22 protein-coding genes are annotated in these 20,276 nt (G+C 55.0%); 8 read left to right on the top strand and 14 right to left on the bottom strand.

The features are described from left to right. Positions 1–42: 42 nt before the first annotated feature. Complete coding sequence (locus tag PH552_RS05640; protein ID WP_285165738.1) at positions 43–1,923, bottom strand: hybrid sensor histidine kinase/response regulator; 1,881 nt, start codon at positions 1,921–1,923, stop codon at positions 43–45. Positions 1,924–2,246: 323 nt separating this feature from the next. Between PH552_RS05640 and PH552_RS05645 the strand changes: the two genes are divergently transcribed. Continuing rightward, a complete protein-coding gene (locus PH552_RS05645; RefSeq protein WP_113251232.1) occupies positions 2,247–2,969 on the top strand; it encodes a response regulator in 723 nt (240 codons plus the stop codon). A gap of 36 nt (positions 2,970–3,005) precedes the next feature. Here the strand turns inward: PH552_RS05645 and PH552_RS05650 are convergent, their stop codons facing one another. Continuing rightward, positions 3,006–3,842 carry a universal stress protein gene (locus PH552_RS05650; RefSeq protein ID WP_113251231.1) on the bottom strand — a complete coding sequence of 279 codons (837 nt, stop codon included), beginning with the start codon at positions 3,840–3,842 and terminating at the stop codon, positions 3,006–3,008. 233 nt (positions 3,843–4,075) lie between these two features. Between PH552_RS05650 and PH552_RS05655 the strand changes: the two genes are divergently transcribed. Beyond that, positions 4,076–4,738 carry a CBS domain-containing protein gene (locus PH552_RS05655; RefSeq protein WP_162737050.1) on the top strand — a complete coding sequence of 221 codons (663 nt, stop codon included), beginning with the start codon at positions 4,076–4,078 and terminating at the stop codon, positions 4,736–4,738. 22 nt (positions 4,739–4,760) lie between these two features. On the opposite strand, the gene PH552_RS05660 is transcribed toward PH552_RS05655, so the two are convergent. Next, positions 4,761–5,045 carry a hypothetical protein gene (locus PH552_RS05660; protein WP_285165696.1) on the bottom strand — a complete coding sequence of 95 codons (285 nt, stop codon included), beginning with the start codon at positions 5,043–5,045 and terminating at the stop codon, positions 4,761–4,763. Here PH552_RS05660 and PH552_RS33735 point away from each other — a divergent pair. Continuing rightward, the gene (locus PH552_RS33735) at positions 4,929–5,258 is read left to right on the top strand and encodes a hypothetical protein (protein ID WP_350223710.1); all 330 of its coding nucleotides are present in this window, start codon (positions 4,929–4,931) and stop codon (positions 5,256–5,258) included. The two genes, PH552_RS05660 and PH552_RS33735, sit on opposite strands and share 117 nt — an antisense overlap. A gap of 249 nt (positions 5,259–5,507) precedes the next feature. Here the strand turns inward: PH552_RS33735 and PH552_RS05665 are convergent, their stop codons facing one another. Both PH552_RS05665 and PH552_RS05670 read right to left on the bottom strand, forming a co-directional pair. Then, positions 5,508–6,254: a Crp/Fnr family transcriptional regulator gene (locus PH552_RS05665; protein ID WP_113251228.1), complete on the bottom strand. Its 747-nt coding sequence runs from the start codon at positions 6,252–6,254 to the stop codon at positions 5,508–5,510. Between the two features lie 112 nt (positions 6,255–6,366). Then, positions 6,367–6,867, bottom strand: coding sequence for a hypothetical protein (locus PH552_RS05670; RefSeq protein WP_162737049.1), 501 nt, complete (start codon positions 6,865–6,867; stop codon positions 6,367–6,369). An 89-nt stretch (positions 6,868–6,956) separates the two neighbouring features. Between PH552_RS05670 and adhP the strand changes: the two genes are divergently transcribed. Together adhP and PH552_RS05680 are read left to right on the top strand one after the other, a co-directional pair. Beyond that, complete coding sequence (gene adhP / locus PH552_RS05675) at positions 6,957–8,030, top strand: alcohol dehydrogenase AdhP (RefSeq protein ID WP_285165697.1); 1,074 nt, start codon at positions 6,957–6,959, stop codon at positions 8,028–8,030. Positions 8,031–8,071: 41 nt separating this feature from the next. Beyond that, entirely contained in the window at positions 8,072–9,076 is a 1,005-nt protein-coding gene (locus PH552_RS05680) for a universal stress protein (protein WP_285165698.1), read from the top strand. 264 nt (positions 9,077–9,340) lie between these two features. Here PH552_RS05680 and PH552_RS05685 read toward each other — a convergent pair whose 3' ends face one another. The 5 genes from PH552_RS05685 to PH552_RS05705 form a co-directional block, all read right to left on the bottom strand. After that, entirely contained in the window at positions 9,341–10,315 is a 975-nt protein-coding gene (locus tag PH552_RS05685; RefSeq protein WP_285165699.1) for an ABC transporter ATP-binding protein, read from the bottom strand. 157 nt (positions 10,316–10,472) lie between these two features. Next, positions 10,473–10,931 carry a host attachment protein gene (locus PH552_RS05690; protein ID WP_113251225.1) on the bottom strand — a complete coding sequence of 153 codons (459 nt, stop codon included), beginning with the start codon at positions 10,929–10,931 and terminating at the stop codon, positions 10,473–10,475. 12 nt (positions 10,932–10,943) lie between these two features. Then, positions 10,944–11,342: an SPW repeat domain-containing protein gene (locus tag PH552_RS05695; RefSeq protein ID WP_285165700.1), complete on the bottom strand. Its 399-nt coding sequence runs from the start codon at positions 11,340–11,342 to the stop codon at positions 10,944–10,946. 97 nt (positions 11,343–11,439) lie between these two features. After that, entirely contained in the window at positions 11,440–12,141 is a 702-nt protein-coding gene (locus PH552_RS05700) for a CBS domain-containing protein (protein ID WP_285165701.1), read from the bottom strand. A 234-nt stretch (positions 12,142–12,375) separates the two neighbouring features. Next, positions 12,376–12,960, bottom strand: a complete 585-nt coding sequence (locus PH552_RS05705; protein ID WP_285165702.1) for an NAD(P)H-dependent oxidoreductase — start codon at positions 12,958–12,960, stop codon at positions 12,376–12,378. 47 nt (positions 12,961–13,007) lie between these two features. On the opposite strand from PH552_RS05705, the gene PH552_RS05710 reads away from it, so the two are divergent. From PH552_RS05710 to PH552_RS05720, 3 genes are all read left to right on the top strand, one after another. Next, on the top strand, positions 13,008–13,202 hold the full coding sequence (locus PH552_RS05710; RefSeq protein WP_113251221.1) for a hypothetical protein: 195 nt from the start codon (positions 13,008–13,010) through the stop codon (positions 13,200–13,202). Between the two features lie 186 nt (positions 13,203–13,388). Continuing rightward, entirely contained in the window at positions 13,389–13,754 is a 366-nt protein-coding gene (locus tag PH552_RS05715) for an SPW repeat protein (RefSeq protein WP_113251220.1), read from the top strand. 754 nt (positions 13,755–14,508) lie between these two features. Continuing rightward, entirely contained in the window at positions 14,509–15,027 is a 519-nt protein-coding gene (locus tag PH552_RS05720) for an Hsp20/alpha crystallin family protein (protein WP_113251219.1), read from the top strand. A 206-nt stretch (positions 15,028–15,233) separates the two neighbouring features. Here the strand turns inward: PH552_RS05720 and PH552_RS05725 are convergent, their stop codons facing one another. The 4 genes from PH552_RS05725 to PH552_RS05740 all read right to left on the bottom strand — a co-directional run bounded on the left by PH552_RS05725 (position 15,234) and on the right by PH552_RS05740 (position 20,037). Further along, a complete protein-coding gene (locus tag PH552_RS05725) occupies positions 15,234–15,881 on the bottom strand; it encodes a BON domain-containing protein (RefSeq protein ID WP_113251288.1) in 648 nt (215 codons plus the stop codon). Between the two features lie 86 nt (positions 15,882–15,967). Continuing rightward, complete coding sequence (locus PH552_RS05730) at positions 15,968–18,691, bottom strand: bifunctional acetate--CoA ligase family protein/GNAT family N-acetyltransferase (RefSeq protein WP_285165703.1); 2,724 nt, start codon at positions 18,689–18,691, stop codon at positions 15,968–15,970. Positions 18,692–18,708: 17 nt separating this feature from the next. Continuing rightward, complete coding sequence (locus tag PH552_RS05735; RefSeq protein ID WP_162737048.1) at positions 18,709–19,146, bottom strand: universal stress protein; 438 nt, start codon at positions 19,144–19,146, stop codon at positions 18,709–18,711. 54 nt (positions 19,147–19,200) lie between these two features. Further along, positions 19,201–20,037, bottom strand: coding sequence for a universal stress protein (locus PH552_RS05740; protein WP_113251287.1), 837 nt, complete (start codon positions 20,035–20,037; stop codon positions 19,201–19,203). Positions 20,038–20,276 lie beyond the last annotated feature (239 nt).

Below are 20,276 nucleotides of genomic sequence, written 5' to 3' on the forward strand. Positions count from 1 at the left end.
TCATGTGTTGGACGAGGCAGGACTTATCTCGACCGAGGTGTTTCATCCATCGAGAAGCTCGCGCAAGCGTACGGCCAGTTCGCGCGCGGTGTAGGGCTTCTTCAGCCAACTCCCCAACTGAGCCAACTCCCTTTCTGCGATAACCGGCTCTGCATAACCGGACGTGAACAGTATCCTGATCTGTGGATGCGTCATGCGCACCCGGCGCGCCAGCTCGTCACCGGTAAGTTCACCCGGCATAACGATGTCGGTGAGCAGCAATGCAACATCCGGCGTATTCGCAAGCTGCGCGAGAGCTTGTTCACCATCCGCCGCTTCGACAACGCGATAGCCTGCATCCAGCAGTCTGGCAACCACGACACGGCGAACGCGCGCGTCGTCCTCGACCACCAGAATCGTCTCAGATCCACGCGGAATATCGTCCAGCGTTGCAGGCTCTGTGCGAATATCCCGCGGGCCGGGTTGCCCACTCCGCGACTTTGCCGTTGGCAGAAACACGCGCACGCTGGTGCCCTGTCCGACCTCGCTATAGAGCTGCACATGACCGCCCGACTGCTTGGCAAAACCGTAAACCATGCTGAGCCCCAATCCGGTTCCCGCGCCGACCCCCTTTGTCGTGAAGAAGGGTTCAAACGCACGTTCCAGCACGTCCTTGGACATGCCAGCTCCGGTGTCGGTGACTGCCACCAGCACATATTCGCCTGGCCGTACCTGTGGATACATCTGCGCATAATCCGCGTCGAGCCGCACTTTTGAAATCTCGATGGAAAGGCGCCCTCCCCGAGGCATCGCATCACGCGCATTGAGAACCAGATTGAGCAACGCGCTTTGGAACTGAGGGCCATCCACAAGCGCATGATTTTGCCCGCCGGTAACGATGGTCCGCAGCTCAATCGTCTCTCCGAGCGTGCGGCGTAGAAGATCAGAAAAGCCGGAAAGATGCTGGCCGATATCCAGAACTGTCGGATTGAGAGACTGCCTACGCCCGAAGGCGAGCAACTGGCCAGTCAACTTTGCGCCATCGTCAGCGGCATCCTGAGCTTCCCCCACCAGTATTTTGAGAGCGGGATCACTTATTTTGCGTTCGAGCATTTCAAGATTACCGCTGATGACGGTCAAAAGATTATTGAAATCGTGGGCCAGACCGCCAGTCAATTGCCCAATCGCCTCCATCTTCTGGGATTGGCGCAATTCCTCTTCGATCTTGTGCCGGCTTGTCAGGTCCCGGATGAAGCCCGTGAAAATCCGATTACCGTCAATCGCGACCTCGCCGACCGACAACTCCATCGGAAATATCGAGCCATCCTTGCGCAAGCCGCTGACAACACGCCCATAGCCGATAATGCGACGCACACCGGTATTTAAATAGCGTGACAGATAGTCGTCATGTGCCTCCCGATCGGGTGAAGGCATCAATAACTTGACGTTCTGCCCTATGACTTCTGAAGAGGAATATCCAAAGAGGCGCTCGGCAGCGGCGCTGAACGAGGCGATGATGCCAGCTGAATCAATGACGATCATGGCCTCTGGAACCGTGTCCAGTATCGATCTCAAGTGGGCCTCACGGGCCGCCAGCTCGGCCTGAGTACGCTTAAAATCGCTGATATCATTGTTTGTCTGCACGATTACATGTTTTGAAGGTTCGCCGACAGACACCTTAACCCAGCGACTGACCACGAAAATGCGCTCGCCCTTCTTGTTGTAGTGGACGAGTTCGCCTTGCCACATGCCTTGCTCTGCAACGCACGCACGGATCGCTTCGAGGGAAATTGGCCTTTCGGTGCGCAACAGCTCGTGCACCACCTTGCCGACGGCCTCCTCCTTGCTCCACCCGTAGAGCTGTTCACATCCCTTGCTCCAGCGGCTGATGACGCCGTCGAAGCCATGAACAATGATATAGGCCGCAGTCAGGATGCGGGCCATATCGTCCAAACCGCTCTCGCTTGTGTCTGAAGATATACTTTGCTCGTTCATGTCGCGCGCAATCTAATCATCCGAATGGTTACTGAGAAGGGACCGCGGCCGGTCACTCACTGGTCTTTTGCGAAAATAGTGAGCGTCTTAGCCGATTTTGGCGGTCTCCGGTTCGTTGGGTAGATGAAATCCGATAAGGTATCGCAATTTCCCTTTAGATAAAATATCGCTGGACCCTCGCGTGATTCGCGAAAATGCCACATGATATAAATACCTTTGTTAGTATATCGTGTTGTTTGCGGGCGTGCTCACATTTCTCCGGGGTTTGTGCGATGATTTCTGAACAGCGGCGACAAGACCACCTTCTCGTCGTCGATGATGATCAAAGAATTTGCCAGATGTTGACGCGCTACTTCGAAGACGAGGGGTATCAGGTCACCACCGCTTCGGATGGTGCCGAAATGCGTCTGCGGCTAAAGCAAGATGCCTTCGATATGATTTTGCTCGATCTCATGCTGCCGGGCGGAGAGGACGGTCTGACGCTTGCCAAGGAAATTCGCATGCAATCGGACGTTCCGATCATCATGCTGACGGGCCGTGACGATGTGGTCGATCGGATCGTCGGTCTGGAGATAGGGGCGGATGACTATATCGCCAAGCCTTTTCATTTGCGCGAGGTCCATGCGCGAATGAAGACCATTTTCCGTCGACGCGTGCCGGCATCGAAGACGGAAGCCAAGCAAGAAGATATCGTTCGATTCGACGACTGGCAGCTGAATTTCGACCGCCGCCAGCTCATTGCCGGCGATGGTAGCGAAATGCAGCTGACAACAGGCGAATTTGACATGCTGGCGGCGTTAGTGCGTCATGCCGGGCGCGTTCTCGGCCGCGAGCGGCTCATGGATCTGACGCGGGGACGCAATCTGGAGGCATTCGACCGCTCGATCGATGCGCAGATCGGGCGCTTGCGAAAGAAGATCGAGAAGGATCCCAAGCGCCCCAAGCTCATCAAATCGGTGCGCGGCGTTGGATATGTCTTCACAGCCCGCCTGTGAATGGCATCTCCCACAGACTTTTGCGGATCGGCCGTTCTATCGCCCGAGAAATATCGGCAATTTCGCATGTTCAAGCATGGCGCGGGTGACCCCGCCAAAGATTCTCTCACGCATTCGCGAGTGGCCATAGGCTCCCATAACAATCAGGTCCGCTCCGACATCGACCCCATGTCGGAGCAATGCCTCGTCGGTAGACCGCGTCTCGCTTGCGATCACATCAACGGATACTTCGGCGCCATGCCGAGCCAGATAGGTGGCAATATCGGCCCCAGGTTCCTCGCCCTGCAGGCCGGTCAGAGCGACTGGGTCGACCATGGCGACGTGCACTCGTTCGGCTGCCTTCAAGGCATCAAGTGCCTTGTGAACCGCGCCAGCGGCCTCCACACGCGCGTTCCAGGCAACCATGACGATGCGCGGCGGCCATACCGGCGAAAAACACTTCGGCACTATGAGAGCTGGCGTCGGAGAGTGGAACAGCACGCCATCGATCGCAAACGCTCTGAGATCTTCGTCCGCTGCCATCTCTGCGCCGATGATGGTCATATCTGCATACATTGCTCGTTGCCCGAGCAAATCCGGGGCCCATGGGAAGTCGCAGAAAAACTCCTGCACTTCATAGGATATGCCAGCGGCAGTGAGCCTGGCCTTGGCCGTTTCAATCTTCTCGTTGAGCAGTGCCGTTTCGTGTCCGCGTTCATCGATCCAAATACTCGCGGTCTCACCTGAGTAGCCGCTATAGGGAGGCATGGCGCCGAATGCGACCACCAGGAGGACAAGATGGGCTTCCATAGTCGTGCTGAGCGAGATCGCCGTTTGCAGATCCTGATCGCCGTGGCGAGCGGCGGTGACGCATAATAGTGTCTTGCATGCCATCGGCTTGGCCCTCGATCAGCTATTTGAATGGCCCGATACTAAGAATTTTGTCTTGTGAGTACTTTGATCGGTATCAACAATCCCATTCAAAGGCCGCTGACAGATACGTTTAAGCACTCGCCCACGGAGTTTGACGCCGATCAATGATCCCGTTCGCATTTGCGGTGAATGTGCTGGCGTTCCGGCGATCGCCATTCAATCCGGCCAGGACTTTTCTATTGGGAGTGATCACCATGTTGGCTCGCGACATCATGACAGCGAAGGTCATTACGATCGATGCCAGTGCCAGTATCAGCCACGCGATCCGGTTGATGATCGACAATCGGGTCAGCGGCCTGCCCGTCGTCGACGATCAGGGCGGTGTGTGCGGCCTCGTAACGGAAGGTGATTTGCTGGGACGATGCGAAATCAATTCGCTACCTCCGATTGCGGAAAATACAGGCGATTCCGGAATCCGCCACTATATCAAGAATAGCGCATGGCGTATCGCCGACATCATGACCCCCAACATCGTCGCGGTCTCGCCAGACACACCCATTTCCATCATCGCAAGGCTCATGGCCGCTCACAACATCAAGCGCGTCCTTGTTCTTGAACAGGGCCATCTCATCGGGCTCGTGAGCCGTCGCGACCTCCTGATTGGGCTTGCCGAGATCAAACCCGATATCATCGCCTGTGGAGACGATGCGCTCAGATTGGCTGTCGCAACGCGATTGAAGAGCGAGCTGGGGCTTGACGACCACAGGATTAATGTCGCGGTTCGAAACGCGCGGGTCTCCCTGACTGGAACCATTGATTCCGAACTGCAACGCCAAGCGATCAAGGTCCTTATCGACCGCATCAGCGGCACAAGCGGTCTCGTCGACCATCTCCAGGTGGCATCACAAAACGCATGAAATCCGCCAGTGCTTGTCTGATTTACCCTTCTGGACCACTCGGCGTCGCCGACATCAGCGCCGATACGCGCGTCTTGTTGAATGGCGAAAGCGCGCGGGCAAAGCAGGCGCTTGAGCTCTTCGCGCTTCGTATTGCCGGAAAGTCTATCCAGTGGCGGTAACGCTTGGCGGACTGGAAGGTCTTGTCCTTATGGCCGGCATTGGCGAGCATCAATCCCAAATTCGCACGATGGTTGCACGCCATCTTGGCTGGCTCGGCCTTGAGCCGGATGCCGCCGGCGATGTGTGGAACGCGATAGTCGTCCATTCAACGCGAAGCCTTCTTGCTGCATGTGCGATTCCGGCGGACGAGGAACAGGTCATATCCAATGAAACCCTCCGGTATTATGGCCTGCGAGCAAAACCAGGATGTAAAGCCTATGTTGGGGCTGGCGCCTCGCATGACGATCTCAGAAACGAATGCCACGCCATCAGATCGTTTGCCGGAGCCGAACAGACTGCAATACCGGCAGAAAAATGAAGCCTCACGACGCGGGGAAGCCTACAGGCTCACATCAATGTTAAGAGGCGTCGCGCGGAGCTGGAGAATTGCAATGCTCGAAAATCGCCCCAAGAGGGAATCCTCGTTTACCCCCCGGGGAGCCACACGGCGCTTGGACCCTATGGTCAAAGCTCTCAGAAGAACTGTCCTTTGTTGAACCTGGAGCGTAGTGTATCAATTGATTTGCGACACATCTACGCCCCAGTTCGCCGGACAGTCGAGGCAATGCTAGTGGCGGCGTTGGGCGATTACGGTCCTGCTATCGATTGCGTCGTCATCGTCTTCGTATTCTCCTGCCTGGTGCGCAAGACCTGCCCTACTGAGGATCCTGATGCCGTGACGACCGCATACGCTGATAATTCCCTTGCTGGACAATTTCGTCACTGTTCGTGACACAGTTTCGATCGTCAGACCCAGATAATCGGCAATATCCAGCCGCGTCATGGGCAGCGTGACTACGCCGCGCGAACCACCATGGGCTTCGTCGGATTGCAGTTGGTGCAGAAGAAAGCTAGCAAGACGTTCTTCAGCGCTTTTGCAAGATAGCAGCACCATTTGATCTTGTGCCGCGGCAACCTCGTCACAAACTCTCGAAAATACCAGAGGGCGAAGCTGCGGGCACGCGATGAGTTCCTCTTCGAAAGACCGCTTGGTTATGCGTCGGAAAGCGACCTCATCGATCGCCTCGGCGCTGTAGAGATACCTGTTCTTGAATGAAACGCCCACCGCATCGCCACTTCTCAGAAAACCGGTAATGACGCGCCGACCGTCTGACAGCAAACGACAAATCCGAAGGTTTCCTTCAACTAGTGAAAAGACGTGTTTCGCCGGGTCGCCTTCGAAGAAAAGAATTTGCCCCGGTTGCGCGTGCTCGAGAGGCTGTCTGCAAAATATGCCACTAAAATCAGACAGTTCTGTCGCGGTGACCGTATCGCCTCTTCCGTCGCGAACCAAATGTAGATTGCCCGTCAGCATGTCCGTTACTCCCCTATATCGATGAAGAGCAATTGACGATTTTCGCGTGACGGGGAAATGCCAGCTATGTGCTAATTGGTGCGAATTTGTAACCGAATGTAACAAAGCCAGATCAGTCGCCGAGCGATTGAACAAGGGAGGGATTGAGGCAATGCATCAGGCCGTGATCCCAGCGATTGCAGTATGAAAGATCATTAAGTCGATCGAGCACATCGGGTGACCAGGTCCAGACGCGCATGAAATCGCAACGCTGAACGATCGCCCGGCGTTTAGCCTCCAGGAAAAGCAATTCCGCTATCGCTTTTTCGTGCGTGACACTCCCGACAATCAAGATGGGCATATCGAGCAGCTTCTGCGCGATAGGATGTATACGCACGAGTGAGAAGGTCAATCCACGAATGTAACCGGATCCATCGGTTGCCACCATCATTGTATAGCCCTGCCCCGCGATGGCCTGCCAGCGTTCGGCGCTGAGCTCCGGGACGAAGGCCCGAAGAAAGGCCAAAGCTTGGACAACCTGGCCACCCCTCATGGGGTTGAGCGCGTAGCTATCTCTCATCGGCTTCACCTCATGATTGATCCGCAAGTGAATAATGGAAGCCAGTCGGCGCAATCTGCGTCATTGCGTCAGATCAATGTTGCGCCCGCTCATTACGGCAGACTTCTAACCTAGCGTCGGTTCGATCTGGGACGGAGATTTCCATGGAAAAATTCATGCGGGCAGCAATCGTAAGAGAGTTCGGCGGGCCTTTGAGGATCGAACAAGTGCCGGTCCCGCAGCCTGGCGCGGGCGAAATTCTTGTCAAGGTCAAAGCCTGTGGCGTCTGTCACACGGATCTGCACGCCGCCGACGGCGATTGGCCGGTGCGCCCCAAATTGCCTTTCATACCGGGACACGAGGTTGCAGGTGTTGTTGCCGCGATCGGACCAGGCGTCACCAATGTGAAGGAAGGTGACCATATCGGTGTCGCATGGTTGCACGATGCTTGCCTTCAATGCGAATATTGCGAGACAGGATGGGAAACACTGTGCGACCATCAACACAATACCGGGTATAGCTGCGATGGCGGCTTTGCCGATTATGTTATTGCTGACGCGACCTTCGCCGCCCATCTTCCAGGCCATATCGACTTTGCCGAAATCGCCCCCATTTTGTGTGCCGGAGTCACGACATATAAAGGGTTGAAGGAGACGGAAGCAAAACCCGGCGAATGGGTTGCCATCTCTGGCGTCGGTGGCCTCGGGCATGTCGCAATCCAGTATGCCAAGGCAATGGGATTGAAAGTCATTGCCCTCGACATCGCGCCGTCAAAGCTCAATCTCGCGCGCATGGCCGGCGCTGATATCGCCATCAACGCCAGTGTACCGGATGCGGTCTCGGAAGTGATGAAAGTTACCAATGGCGGTGCTCACGGAGTCCTTGTAACAGCAGTCTCGCCGATGGCATTTTCGCAGGCCCTCTCATTGGTTCGCAAGAAGGGGACCATTAGCCTGGTCGGCCTGCCACCTGGCCAGTTCGCCACACCGATCTTCGACGTCGTTCTTAAACGCATCACGGTTCGAGGGTCGATCGTTGGAACGCGCCGAGATCTCGATGAAGCGATAGCTTTTGCCGCTGATCGCAAGGTCAAGGTTGCCGTCCGCCGCGCCCCCCTTGAAGACGTCAACCAGGTGTTCAGCGATCTGAAGCAGGCACACATCGATGGGCGCGTCGTCCTGGATATGGCGATGAAAGCAGAAACGCAAAAAATTGCAACCGCGCCGCTCTATGCTTGAAAATGCGAAGTCCGTCCGTAGGTCAGGATCGATATCGTGCCTTGCCCCGCCAAGGTAGCGCTCTAGGCGCAATCCCTCCCGCACCGGCGATTGGCTGTTCCGGCCAACTGCGCTGGCTCGACCTTTTTGCAGACTTTGACGAAGGTCAAGGCGTCACGGCGGTAGCGATCCGATCATGGTGGGCGATTAACGGCTTTCTTCCGGAGCCCAAAAGGAAACGGCTCATGACATTCAGATCTATTCTGGTTCATTTTGACATCGAAGCGCGTCCGGAGAGACGTATCGCCTTCGCACTTCAGCTGGCTGGCAGGTTCGATGCCGAACTGAAATGCGCCTGCTTTGCCGATCCCACATTCGCACTCGCCATGGGGCGCAGCGCAGCTCTGGCTGTCAACATCATGCGCAAGGACGCAGCTGCCATTGAAACCCGACAGCGGGATTTGCATGAACAGATCATGGAAAATGCACCATTCTCAACGCACGTCGAATGGTGCGCTGAAATCACTGATCCGACAACGACGATTGTCAAGCGAGCCCGCGGTGCCGATCTTGTGGTGCTTTTTCGCCTCGACAAGGGGCAGGTGGACGACCATCAAAGAACCGCCGACCAAGGTGTTGTATTGCTGTCCGCTGCTCGCCCCGTGCTGATCCCCTCTCCGACGATGAATGATCTCGTAGCACGCACAATCGTGGTTGCCTGGAAGGATACCGGGCAAGCGAGACGGGCAATAACTGATGCGCTGCCTCTGCTTCGGCAAGCCGAAGACGTCGTGCTGCTGACTGTACGGGAGACAGACCACGATAATGATACTGCCGAGGATGTGGTGCATTACCTCATACGGCACAATGTTCGAGCGCGAGGCTTGATTGAACCACCACGGCTAGGCGGCAGCGGCGAAGCGATCATCGATATTGCAGCAAAACTTCAGGCTGATTTGGTCGTCGCCGGCGGTTACGGGCATAGCCGCATCAGGGAGCGGATATTTGGCGGTGTCACGGAGCATCTGCTTCGGCATTGCACGCAGCATCTTTTTTTGTCGAACTGATAAGACGACCTCCGTGCGGATAGCTCGCAGGCTGGCCGCATCGTTCGACGACGTAATCTGATCGCTATCGATGGTGGGTCGGCAATTGATCGCCACCCAAAAGCCGAATCGGTCCTCCCGATGCGATGCCGCGAAATGGTGATGTCGCAGCCTACGAGCACCGCTTCCTCACCCGTTAGGCCGTCGCAGGACCATGTGCAGCAAGCTCTGGATACCCGATCGCCCGATTATCCAACATGGCGACGATTACCGGCAAGCCTCACTTTAGGTAGCCAGTTCGGATTTCGCATCCGAGGGCAGGACGCCGGCTCGGCTTTGCGCCTTGGCAACCTTGCTTGCACCACGGATCAAGGCATATTTGACTTGCGTTGCCTTCAGATCACGATACCAATCCACCAAGGCACTCCAGGGATCGGTCAACTTGGAAAGGCCGGACAAGAAGGCAACGACCGTGCCAATCTCGGTCTTTCCAGTCACGACGTAGTAGCCTCCCAGAACGAAAATTCCAACATAACCCAGTTGGATCATCAGATTCATCATGAAGTTCATGCTGAACTTCAATTTGAAGATGCTCATGTTGGTGGAAAAGAGCACCTGGACGTGCTGAGCCTGGGCGGCAGAGGCTTCATCTGAGCCAACATGCTCCATCATGCCCTCGCTGATCTCACGCATCACGCTAATCTTTGTTCCAATCCTGCGATTGATCGCAGACTGCATAAGGGGAACGAAGCCAAACTGCGGACAATAGACAACGGCGATGGCAAGCGCCATCAACGGCTGGAGAAAAATCAAGTAACCACCGACAGAAAGCAGGATTCCCGCTTGCAGAAGGGGTTCAGAGATGCTGGTGCCAACAAAGCCGCCCACCGGTTCTGCTTCGGCAAGGACGATGGACAGTTGAATGCTTTCGGCAACGACCTCGACCGATGATCCGTCTTGATGTGCCGAGGATGCCAGTGCCCACCGGCGCAACCATCGAATTGCGGTCTCGCCGATCCAACTCCGATAGATATTGAGAATCAGTTTTGTAATACCCTCGGCGGTAACAAGACCAAGATAGCCAAGCGCAAGCAGCAGAATGACACGATAAGCGGCTCCAGTTGTCGCGGCATTCACGATACGCCTTTGCAGTTCCAGAGGCGCTGCCTCGACAATGAAAAGCACAATGGAAATCACCGCGAGCGCAAGCTGATGGCGTCGCCCCATCGTCAAGATAAAGCCAAATAGGCTTTTAGGCACCTTAGGCTCCTTGATCAGCTTGCGCAGCAGAGGGATATTGGACCACCTGCATTGCGCCAGGATTATGCTCGTCCATATTCAGGAGATCTATCAAGCGGCGATCAGTATTCCTGTTTACGGTTATCAGCCGGTCGCCAGGCGCGAATGAATGAGGATGTCAAACATCGGCCTGGCGTTGCAAGTGAGCCTCAATTTCATAAACAGGCAATTTCGTAAGATCCTTATTGACGACCGCCTTCATCGCGTTCATGACGGCTACACTCATATATTTGCGCAGGAAACCCAGTGTCCTTGGCGGCGCTACCAATACGAAATTGGCGATGATGCCGCCTCGTACGTAGTCATCAAGACGATCGGCGATTTTCGTGACGAATTCCTCCTCCGTCTTGTGATGAAGGTCCGTGGACTCGATCGAGCTGCGTGCGCCACCTTCGGACGCATAAACCCGGCCCGGTCGATCAGCGCCCAGGTCATGCGTAGCCTTCAGCGGCTCGTGGTAGGCATCGACCTCAACAAGGTTGAGGACTTGTCCGTCACCGTCGTTGCGCAGGAAAAGCGCCGTGGCTCCATCACAGACGATCACCCAGTTTTTCCGGCCAATCTTGAATCCGTTCATAGTCGATCTCCTTTACATGCGCCTCTTTTTGCCCGGACCGTATGTGGGAAACGCATCAAGTGCGTTTGCTTTGCCAAAAGCCAATGGTTGCGAGACCAATGATGCAGCGGGGAAGAATACGAGGGAAGCGCAGACGATACTGAACCAAGCCACTCCGCCCACAACGGAAACGCCGATCATCCACGGCGACACGGCAAGCCAAGCCGCCAAGGCGATCCGCTCCCATGCCAACGCATTTCGATCCCGTACGGAAGCACCGGAAAGCAACAACACTCCGGTCAGGGCAAGATTTGCTGTCGAAGCCGCCAGGCCAGGCAAATCAGGGCAAAGGAAAAGCAGCGTGACGGATGCAACAACAAGCACAATACCAATCATGTCTGTCATGTAGTCGCCAAAGGTATGGCTTGGCATGGTCGTCTCCTATGATTTGGAATAGCATAAGGCCCTCGCGAATTTCCGCATTGCGTTCGGTCAATTCGGCGGCACGAGACAAGTTGCGTATTGTCCTTCAAGGCATCGGCATGGCGACGCCGATATAGGGGTCGATCCAAGTCAAGCAATCCTTGACAGCCTTTACGCCCGGAACATTTTCGGCAAGAACCTTGGCAGCCAGGCGCTCGCGCTCATCAAAAATTGAACCTGAGAGCTCAGCTATCCCGTCCTTGACATCCACGCGGATGAAGCCGTTCTGGCTCCAGCTTCGCTTTCCAAGTTCTGTGATGATGAGCGCTTCAATCTCGGCATCGCTGTGCGGCTTCGCTTTGTTGGCAAGAATGTCTGCAAGAGCGCGCAGGAGGTCAGAACGCGTGACGATACCGACGAGCTTTTCTCCATCGACGACCGGCAGCCGATTAATGCCGTCGCGTTCCATCGTCTCGACGGCTTCACTGACCAGCGCTTGGGGCGAAATCGTCTTCACCGGCGAAGTCATCACTTCCCCGATCAGCCTGCCATAGGCACGCACATATTCATCCGCGAGCCGCCCCGGACTTACAAAAAATTCAAGAAAGGCCGAGCGTCGGCGCTCGGTGTCGAGCTCTCCTCGCCGCAAGAAATCTCCTTCGCTGACAATGCCAACAATCGCGCCGTTGTCGTCGACGACTGGAAGCCCGCTAATGTGATTGTCCAACAACAGCCTGGCAGCGTCTGCGATCGATGATGACGATTTCACCGTTATGGGTGCTCGTGTCATGATATCCTGAATCAGCATGGGTCTTCTCCATTTGAATTGATGCGTCGGCCTGGTCCATATCGTGGCCTTTCCGCTTGAGAGCCCGCCAGTCGCCGTGATTTAGACCAATATTCAGCGGGGCGCTGCGTTCGAAGCCCATTTAACCAATAATGCAAATGCCGAGGATGAGGCTTGATCGAGGTCAAAATCTTAGAGCAAATCCAGTGTCAATTGCGTCGAGCGCGCTTGAATCGTATCGATCGCGACGAGGCATCACCACCCATGGCGGCCAAGCGTCTCTACCCGCGCAAGCCATTGCATTCTTCTCTGCTGGCCAACCTGCTCGACCATGCCAAAATAGGTCTGGCGGACGGGACGAATTCCGGCGAAATTCAGGATGCTTCGGCGCAGCGCATTTATACCATGCGCACCGTACCAGAATCGGTAGACTGTCGCTGGCATCCCCATGGTGACGATAATTCTCGCAGTGCAACCACCCAGCAGTCTTTTGGCAGCACCGCCGTCTTGATATTGAAAGGCAAGGCCAGGTCGAAACACCTGTTCCAGAAATGCCTTGAGGAGAGCCGGCATGGTGCCAAGCCATAGCGGAAAGACCAAGACGATATGCTCCGCCCACTGGATCGCCTCACCAGCAGGGATAAGAGATTGGGGCAAGGTACCGATCTCAAATGCCTCACGTGAACGCAGCAATGGAAAATTCAACTCTGAGATGTCCAGCCGGCGCAGCATGAAACCCGCTTTGGCGGCTCCCTCCGCATAGGAATCGGCAAGTGCCCCGCAAAGATGCTTATCATGACCGTCCGGATGCGCTTCAATGATAAGTATGTGCCGTGACAAGATCGCATCTCCTGCTTTCAAGGAAGAACGGGCGTAGGGGAATGTCTATGTGCATCGACCGCGCCGTCACACTTGATCCGATTGCTTTTCTGATCTTTCGATCGACACCGATCATCTTCAGTTTCGTCGATCCCACCTTGATCTATCGCAATCCGGCGGAATGGCAAAACGCCCTCGTCTCGATGATCTTTGAGCGGGATCAATGCCCCTTCATCTCCCCATATCGCATGATTTCCTCGTGACGGAGCAACCCATATGGGAGCAGCAGCCCCGTCTCGATGGCTGCGGTCACTGAAGAGCAAGTATCGCGGTGATGAAACAGATCGAGAGCCTTGGTACGAACATAGTCGTGGTAACACCGGGAGCGGCAGCCGGTGGCGGCTTGGCCAGCGGTTTTAAGCAGAATCTAAGAAACCAGGAGAGGGAAAATGCAAAATCGGCGTTGGCAAGATCACACAATATTTGTTCTCGGCCTCTGGCTGATGGTGACACCCTGGAGTCTTGGAGCATATGGCTCCGATTCCTTTCCGGTTGGTGCCGCGGCATGGAGCTTCTTTTTCTGCGGCTTGATGGTTGCAGCCTTGGGAGGACTTGCATATACCTCCCGTTACGTTTGGGAAGACTGGCTGGATGTTCTGCTCGGTATCTGGCTTATCGTCTCTCCATGGATCCTGCAATTTACCGATCACGCGCTGCTGACCTGGAATGCACTGCTTACGGGATTACTACTGACGATCCTGGCAATTTGGGTTCTTTGGAGAAAGCATCTGACGGATATCACAGAACCTGAATGATATTCGGTACAACGACCGACTTTTGCGGAACATAGGCAACACGGCTATGGAATTACGGTGAACGCCGCGCCTGGCCGTGGCGATACGGGATATATATCCTTTTCTCTCTCATAGTTCGTGCAACGGCAATTCATGACTTATCCAGCAATGGACTAGGCACTAATGAGTTCAGTTAAGAGAGTTCTCCAAGTGGGTGTTGCGCGGAGAAATTTCGTTTCCCGGTCGGATAAACAGCACCGCAACCACCGTTGCCATCATGATAATGATAATGATCATTAGAAGATGATCGAGAATGAACCAGCGCAACCACCGAAACCTGTCCTGCAAGTACAGCATAATTTATTACTCTCGATGTTGTTCATCTTGCATATCGCCATTCGACGGGAAATATCGTTTTATTCGATTTCGCGATTGTAAATAAATGACCATTCACTTCACTACCTGCTCTATGTTGTAGTGAATAGTATCTCTGTTTGACTGTGATCGCATTGTTCAAGATCAATTGCGCCGACGTCGGAGTAAGGTCCACAATATCAACCGATGAATATACTGACACATAATTCCAAATAGTGCCCTGCACGGCGAGCGTCTCGTCATTCGGAAAATCAGGTGCAACTGTTTGACGGTGATCAATGTCGCAACGGCGTTTCTCGATTTCACTATCAATGCCGGAAAGGCGTTAATATGTCTGTTGCCGGCTGGCGTGGCGACTAGGCTGATCGCCACTTCATTTTTCACCAAGAGGAGAATAGAAATGGCCGATACAGCAACCAAGCTGCCTGTAAAAACAGATGATAAAGCCGTCAAGACGCCGGATTTAGGATGGCTTCCCTTCGAAAGTCTGAGAAGGGAAGTTGATCGCTTGTTCGATGACTTCACACCGACATTTTGGCATCGCCCTTTCGGGCGCCTATCCCAAGCCAAGCCGTTTTCGGTTATCACAGCGCCGGCCGTCGATGTAGCCGAGAAGGAAAATGCCTATGAAATAACGGCGGAATTGCCAGGCATCGACGCCAAGAACGTCGATGTGAAGCTTTCCAACAGTACGCTTACTATCAAGGGTGAAAAGCAGGAGGTGAAGGAAGAAAAGGACAAGGAATATTTCCTATCCGAGCGCCGCTACGGCTCTTTCCAGCGAAATTTCCAGCTTCCGGAAGGCATTGACGCCGCAAAAATCGAAGCATCCTTTGCTAACGGCGTATTGACGGTCGTGCTGCCCAAGACTGCGGAAGCACGCAAGGGCGAGCGTAAGATCGCCATCAAAGCTTCCTGATTTAACACCTGCATCAACACTTAAAACAGGCAGGATGATCGGTCTTGCCTGTTTATATTTCGGGCTGTTCGGCTTCGTTTGAAGGTTAATCGTCCTGTAGGAGCGTAAGGCTTGCACACCTCTCTGCCCGACATGACCAGTCAGAGGCAGCGGCACCTGCAGACTCAAGACCTGCAGGCGCTCAACCAAAAAGCACGGGCCGACAATCAGCCGACGGTCAGGTGATTTTCGACGGCAGTCACGCCAGGCACCGACCAGACCGCCCGTTCGGCTGCGTTGCGTTCGCTCCATGCATGCACAGCACCCTCAAGGGCAACTCGCCCCCCGGTGATATCGACGCGAATGCGGTCAGCCTCCACCTCCGCGTTGCGTCTCAAGGCACCTTCAATTCGGCCCTTGATATCCGCAATCAGTGCACTGGGCCGGATGGTGAGGAGATTGGAGACACCTGTGACACCACCAAGCTTCCTGACTGCGTTTTCCGCGGCCAAGCGCTGGAAATGCCAAGGCACCTCACCCGAAAGCGTCACCCAGCCGCGCTGGACCTGGACATCGATAACGCCGTCCGGCAGCGCGGTGTCCCATTCGATAATGTCGAGCGCTCTAGAAGCGATCTCATCATCGGCATGCATTTTTCGTCCTGCATAGCGCACTTCGATTTCTTCGGCGATGGCACGCACACCGCGCACGCGCCTGGCGGCACTTTCTGCCGCCGACTTTTCCGCATAGCTGCCGACATGGCCTGAAAGCGTGACGACGCCGTTCTTGACCGCGACACCGATATTGGCGGCATCTATACTCGGCTCGAATTGCAGTTCGTCCATGACGTCCTGACGCAAGGAAAGATCATTCATCGCAGTTCTCCGATTTGCTGAAAACAACTTGAGGCGAACCTCAAAAGGCATGATCGCCTTTTCGTCGATCGTGTCATTGCGCTCAATCAATCAACAGCCTGCGTCCGCGGAAGAGGCGCATGGTCACCTGGAACGGACAAGTCGCAATTCGGCAGCGACAATCGAACCTGCCAGAAATCCGCGTCCCCAGATGGGGCCTTTATCGCAAAGCCGACTTTGCGACAAAAATTCAGCATCTTGAAATTATCGGACAGGACCGAACCACGGATCTCTTTCAGACCTTGCGCATTGGCAAAATCAGCAAGCTTGCGCAAAAGGATTTTTCCCAGACCTATCCGCTGGCGATCGCTTCGCACGAGCAAACCAAAATCGCCCGATTGCCTGGAATCGTCCATCACCAGCCGGGCGACACCAACAATCTGCTCGTCTATGTCGGTCACCACGAACGCCATTTCCCGCTCGTAGTCGATATGCGTCATGCGCACGACTGTCGCATTGGAAAGCTTCGTCTGTCCAAAGAAACGCGCACGTATGTCAGACGGCGAGGTGTGCTCCAGCATAGTGCCATAAGCATATGCATCCATGGGGCGAATGGGACGCAATGTGAAGGCCTGGTCGGCAAGACTGATCCCTTCCGCCCACTCGCCGGGATATGGCTTGATAACAAGGTTGCGATTTGGCGCAGCATCATTCAGACGAAGAAGATCGAGCTCGATGCGCGCATCCATTGCCACTAAGATTTCATCTCCAACAGCCAGGGGATTGATGTCGATCGCGCGAATGAAGGGAAAATCGATCGCGATTTGCGACAGGGCAAGAAGAGTCTTTCTGATAGCATCCATATTCGCAGGCCGAACATGACGGAACCCGTGCAACAATGTCGATACTCTGGTTTGACTGATTAGATCGGAGGCCAATGCGTCATCGAGCGGCGGCAAAGACACAGCGACATCATCAAGCTGGCTTATGGCGATCCCACCGGCGCCAAAAGCGATGACAGGCCCAAAAACCGGATCGACGGAGAGGCCGGCGAATAATTCAACGCCGTTTTCCATCTTAATCATCGGCTCGACGACGAAGCCGTCGATTTGCGCCTCCAGCCCGACAGCAGTAACTCTTTTTTGTATATCGCGGGCAGCTCGACATGCCCCAATCCGACTGCGGATATCGAGTGCGACACCACCGAATTCGGATTTATGTGTTATGGAGCGTGACAGGAGCTTGACGACGATGGACTTGTGCTTGCGAAGCATCTTTGCGGCGAGCTGCCCGACTGCTGCGACATTTCCTGCAATCGAGCATTCGGCAACTGGGATTTGATAAGACTTTAGGACCTCCTTCGCCTCGACCTCGGTCAGCATCGTTCGCGATTGGCGTGCCACCTCCTCCATCAGCTGCCGCGCCGCACGTCTGTTGGCTGCCAGTTCAAACGTGGTCGCAATATGGGTCAACGCGTCCTGCCGTCGTCCCCACTCGCCTAGAATATGCAGTGCGGCAACAGCATCGTCGGGCATGCCATAGTCCGGAATACCTGCAGCGCGCAGAGCAAGGCGACCTTGACGACTAGCTCTGCCTCCTAGAAGACAGGCCAGAAGTGGCTTGCCCAGCCATTCTTCTGCCTGCACCGCGCTAACGATGGCTGCAGCAGTGGCGGCAGGTTCTGCGGCTCGAACCGGGCAATGTAGAGCAAGAACGACATCGACATTCGGATCGCGTGCCGCAATCTTGATCGCTTCGGTAATCTGTGCCGGCGTTGCATCCCCCAAGACATCGATTGGATTGCTTCGCGACCACCCTACGGATAGTGCACGATCCAAATCTTTTATCGTTTGCTCGCCCAGTGATGCCAGGCATTCGCCGCGATCAAGAAGACTATCGACGGCGAGAACGCCTGCACCGCCGCCATTGGTGACTATTCCGACGCGCAAGGATTTCGCAGGGTGAACTTTCTGCGTAATTTCAGCGGCAGCGAGAAGCTCGGACAGACTTTTGACGCGGATGATGCCTGCACGCCTGAGAACGGCATCAATTATGCGGGCGTTCCCCGTCAATGCGCCTGTATGTGTCACGGCGGCCCTCGCGGCTTCGAGGTGCCTGCCCGGCACGATGGCGATCAGAGGCTTCTGGCGGCCGGCCGCGCGTGCGGCAGAAACGAATTTCCTCGGATTGGGAATAGTTTCCAGATACAAGACGATCGCCTCTGTCTGATGGTCGGCGGCTAGAAAATCGATCGCATCACCTGCATCGACATCGATCATATCGCCGAGAGACAGAACCTGGGAGAAACCTATCGAGTGATCACAAGCCCAGTCGAGAAGGGAACTGACAATGGCTCCCGATTGTGAGATCAAGCCGATTCTTCCCGGTTGCGCGCCGGTCAAGACGAAACTCAGATCAAGCTTGGCTTCCGGAAGAATGAGACCGACAACATTGGGTCCGAAAATACGCAGACCATATGGCTTGGCGGCCTCAACAATGGTCTGCTTCAGCTCATTGTTGAGATTTCCGGTGACGATGACGGCAACTTTGGTTCCCTTTTCTCCGAGCTCATGAACAAGGGGGGCAACAGTACGCGCCGGCGTCGCGATCACTGCGATATCGGGCGCCTGCGGTAGAGCTGCGACATTTGTAAAACACCGACGTCCAGCGACATGATCATATTTCGGATTGACCGGCCACACCTCTCCCGAAAATCCACCATCGATGACATTCCGCAAGATCCTCGACGCGATCGCATCCTGACGTGTTGATGCACCGATAATGGCTACCGAGTATGGATTTGATAACGCGGCGAGATTCTTGATGGACATCCCGATGCGCTCCCGCTTTAGCGATACACAAGAACAGGGATGTGGCTTTGGGCGATCACGCCGGCGGCGACACTTCCCAATAACAGGGACGACAAAGCGCCGCGCCCATGAGATGCCATGGCGATCAAATCGCAATTCGAATGATCGGCGGTATCGACGATGGTCTTGGCTACATCCATGCCGTTATCGACCAGGGTCTTGCAGGGGATTCCCCTGTCGAACGCCTTGATCTTCTGTCGTGCCAACATCGCGTCGAAATCCGAAGCAGCCGCTTTTTCCTGTCGCTGCCGCTGGTCCGAATATTCGTTGCTATTAATCGCCAGCATATGAAACGACTCGATCACGGCCAGCAGAGTGAGTTCGGCGTTCATTTCATCAGTAAGCGATATTGCCTGTGCAACCGCATGACACGCCATTGTCGAGCCGTTGGTCGGAACCAATATGTGCTTGAGCATCAACATCGTCCGGCTGGATTGGCCTAAGGTCTCTTAGCGGGTGCTCGACGTCTTCTAGTGACCCCAGAATATGGGCAGCTTTGCCGTCTCAAGCATCGACCGCGTGACGCCGCCGAAAATGAATTCGCGCAGGCGGGAATGACCATAAGCTCCCATAACCACCAGATCGGCGCTCACATCGATTGCATGCTGTTGAAGCATAGTCGCAACACCGCGCCCTTCGCTCGGAAGGGCATCGACCACGACCGAAACTCCATGCCGCGCAAGATAGGCAGCGATATCGGCTCCTGGTTCTTCCCCATTGGAAGCTGCGGTCCCGACAGGATCTATCATGGTGATGTGGACTTCGCTTGCGGCCTTCAACAGAGGCAAGGCTTGCTGGACAGCGCGAGCAGCCTCCACCTGCGAGTTCCACGCTATCAGCACAGATTGAGGCGCCAAAGTCGCAGTCCGATCGGTTGGGTTGATAAGCAGAGGTGCCGGAGACTGGAAAAGTGCACCATCCATGATGCGCTTTGCAAATTCTTGATCTGCAGCCGCTTTCGGACCGATCAACACGAGATCGGCATAGAGTGCGCGCTGAGCGATATCCTCCCCGGCCCAGGCATATTCCGCATAGATATCCTGAACATCGTAAGACAATCCTGATTGCTCGAGGTGATCCTTGGCAACCTCCACCTGGCTAGCCAGTTTTGTGATGTCGCCTTCACGCTCCTCCAACCAGGCGGCCGAAACAACCTCGCCAAAGCCACCGATCGGTGGCGGCGCCGCCATCGCCACGACCAGGACCGAAAGATGAGCTTCCACGGTCTCACTTAGAGCAATAGCCTGTCTGAGATCTTCTTCCAGATGATTTACCCCGACCGGGGCAAGGATGGTTTTGTAGCGCATTGCCATATCTCCGCATTCGAGCGTCTGCATTGGCTATCGATCATGCAGTCCCTGCTGCAATTTGCCTTGATCGATATCAACTTTGCGGTTCACCGATGCCACCGCGCGTATGGCCGTCACGATAGATTGATCCAAGGCAATGCAAACCGTTGAGGGCGGATGGAATCTCTTTCCGAACATCAATATTAACCGGAAGGAAACCATAATGTTTCGAGCAATATTCGTGTCTCTGGCCGCGC

It is taken from the genome of Rhizobium aureum (assembly GCF_030182495.1).
GTDB lineage: Bacteria > Pseudomonadota > Alphaproteobacteria > Rhizobiales > Rhizobiaceae > Rhizobium > Rhizobium tropici_C.

Bases quoted from the DNA above. Each gene is read 5' to 3' on its own strand.
- PH552_RS05640 (WP_285165738.1), bottom strand. From the start codon at position 1,923: ATGGCCCGCATCCTGACTGCGGCCTATATCATTGTTCATGGCTTCGAC.
- PH552_RS05645 (WP_113251232.1), top strand. From the start codon at position 2,247: ATGATTTCTGAACAGCGGCGACAAGACCACCTTCTCGTCGTCGATGAT.
- PH552_RS05650 (WP_113251231.1), bottom strand. From the start codon at position 3,842: ATGGCATGCAAGACACTATTATGCGTCACCGCCGCTCGCCACGGCGAT.
- PH552_RS05655 (WP_162737050.1), top strand. From the start codon at position 4,076: ATGTTGGCTCGCGACATCATGACAGCGAAGGTCATTACGATCGATGCC.
- PH552_RS33735 (WP_350223710.1), top strand. From the start codon at position 4,929: ATGGCCGGCATTGGCGAGCATCAATCCCAAATTCGCACGATGGTTGCA.
- PH552_RS05660 (WP_285165696.1), bottom strand. From the start codon at position 5,045: ATGGACGACTATCGCGTTCCACACATCGCCGGCGGCATCCGGCTCAAG.
- PH552_RS05665 (WP_113251228.1), bottom strand. From the start codon at position 6,254: ATGCTGACGGGCAATCTACATTTGGTTCGCGACGGAAGAGGCGATACG.
- adhP (WP_285165697.1), top strand. From the start codon at position 6,957: ATGGAAAAATTCATGCGGGCAGCAATCGTAAGAGAGTTCGGCGGGCCT.
- PH552_RS05690 (WP_113251225.1), bottom strand. From the start codon at position 10,931: ATGAACGGATTCAAGATTGGCCGGAAAAACTGGGTGATCGTCTGTGAT.
- PH552_RS05695 (WP_285165700.1), bottom strand. From the start codon at position 11,342: ATGCCAAGCCATACCTTTGGCGACTACATGACAGACATGATTGGTATT.
- PH552_RS05700 (WP_285165701.1), bottom strand. From the start codon at position 12,141: ATGCTGATTCAGGATATCATGACACGAGCACCCATAACGGTGAAATCG.
- PH552_RS05710 (WP_113251221.1), top strand. From the start codon at position 13,008: ATGTGCATCGACCGCGCCGTCACACTTGATCCGATTGCTTTTCTGATC.
- PH552_RS05715 (WP_113251220.1), top strand. From the start codon at position 13,389: ATGCAAAATCGGCGTTGGCAAGATCACACAATATTTGTTCTCGGCCTC.
- PH552_RS05720 (WP_113251219.1), top strand. From the start codon at position 14,509: ATGGCCGATACAGCAACCAAGCTGCCTGTAAAAACAGATGATAAAGCC.
- PH552_RS05725 (WP_113251288.1), bottom strand. From the start codon at position 15,881: ATGAATGATCTTTCCTTGCGTCAGGACGTCATGGACGAACTGCAATTC.
- PH552_RS05730 (WP_285165703.1), bottom strand. From the start codon at position 18,691: ATGTCCATCAAGAATCTCGCCGCGTTATCAAATCCATACTCGGTAGCC.
- PH552_RS05735 (WP_162737048.1), bottom strand. From the start codon at position 19,146: ATGCTCAAGCACATATTGGTTCCGACCAACGGCTCGACAATGGCGTGT.
- PH552_RS05740 (WP_113251287.1), bottom strand. From the start codon at position 20,037: ATGCGCTACAAAACCATCCTTGCCCCGGTCGGGGTAAATCATCTGGAA.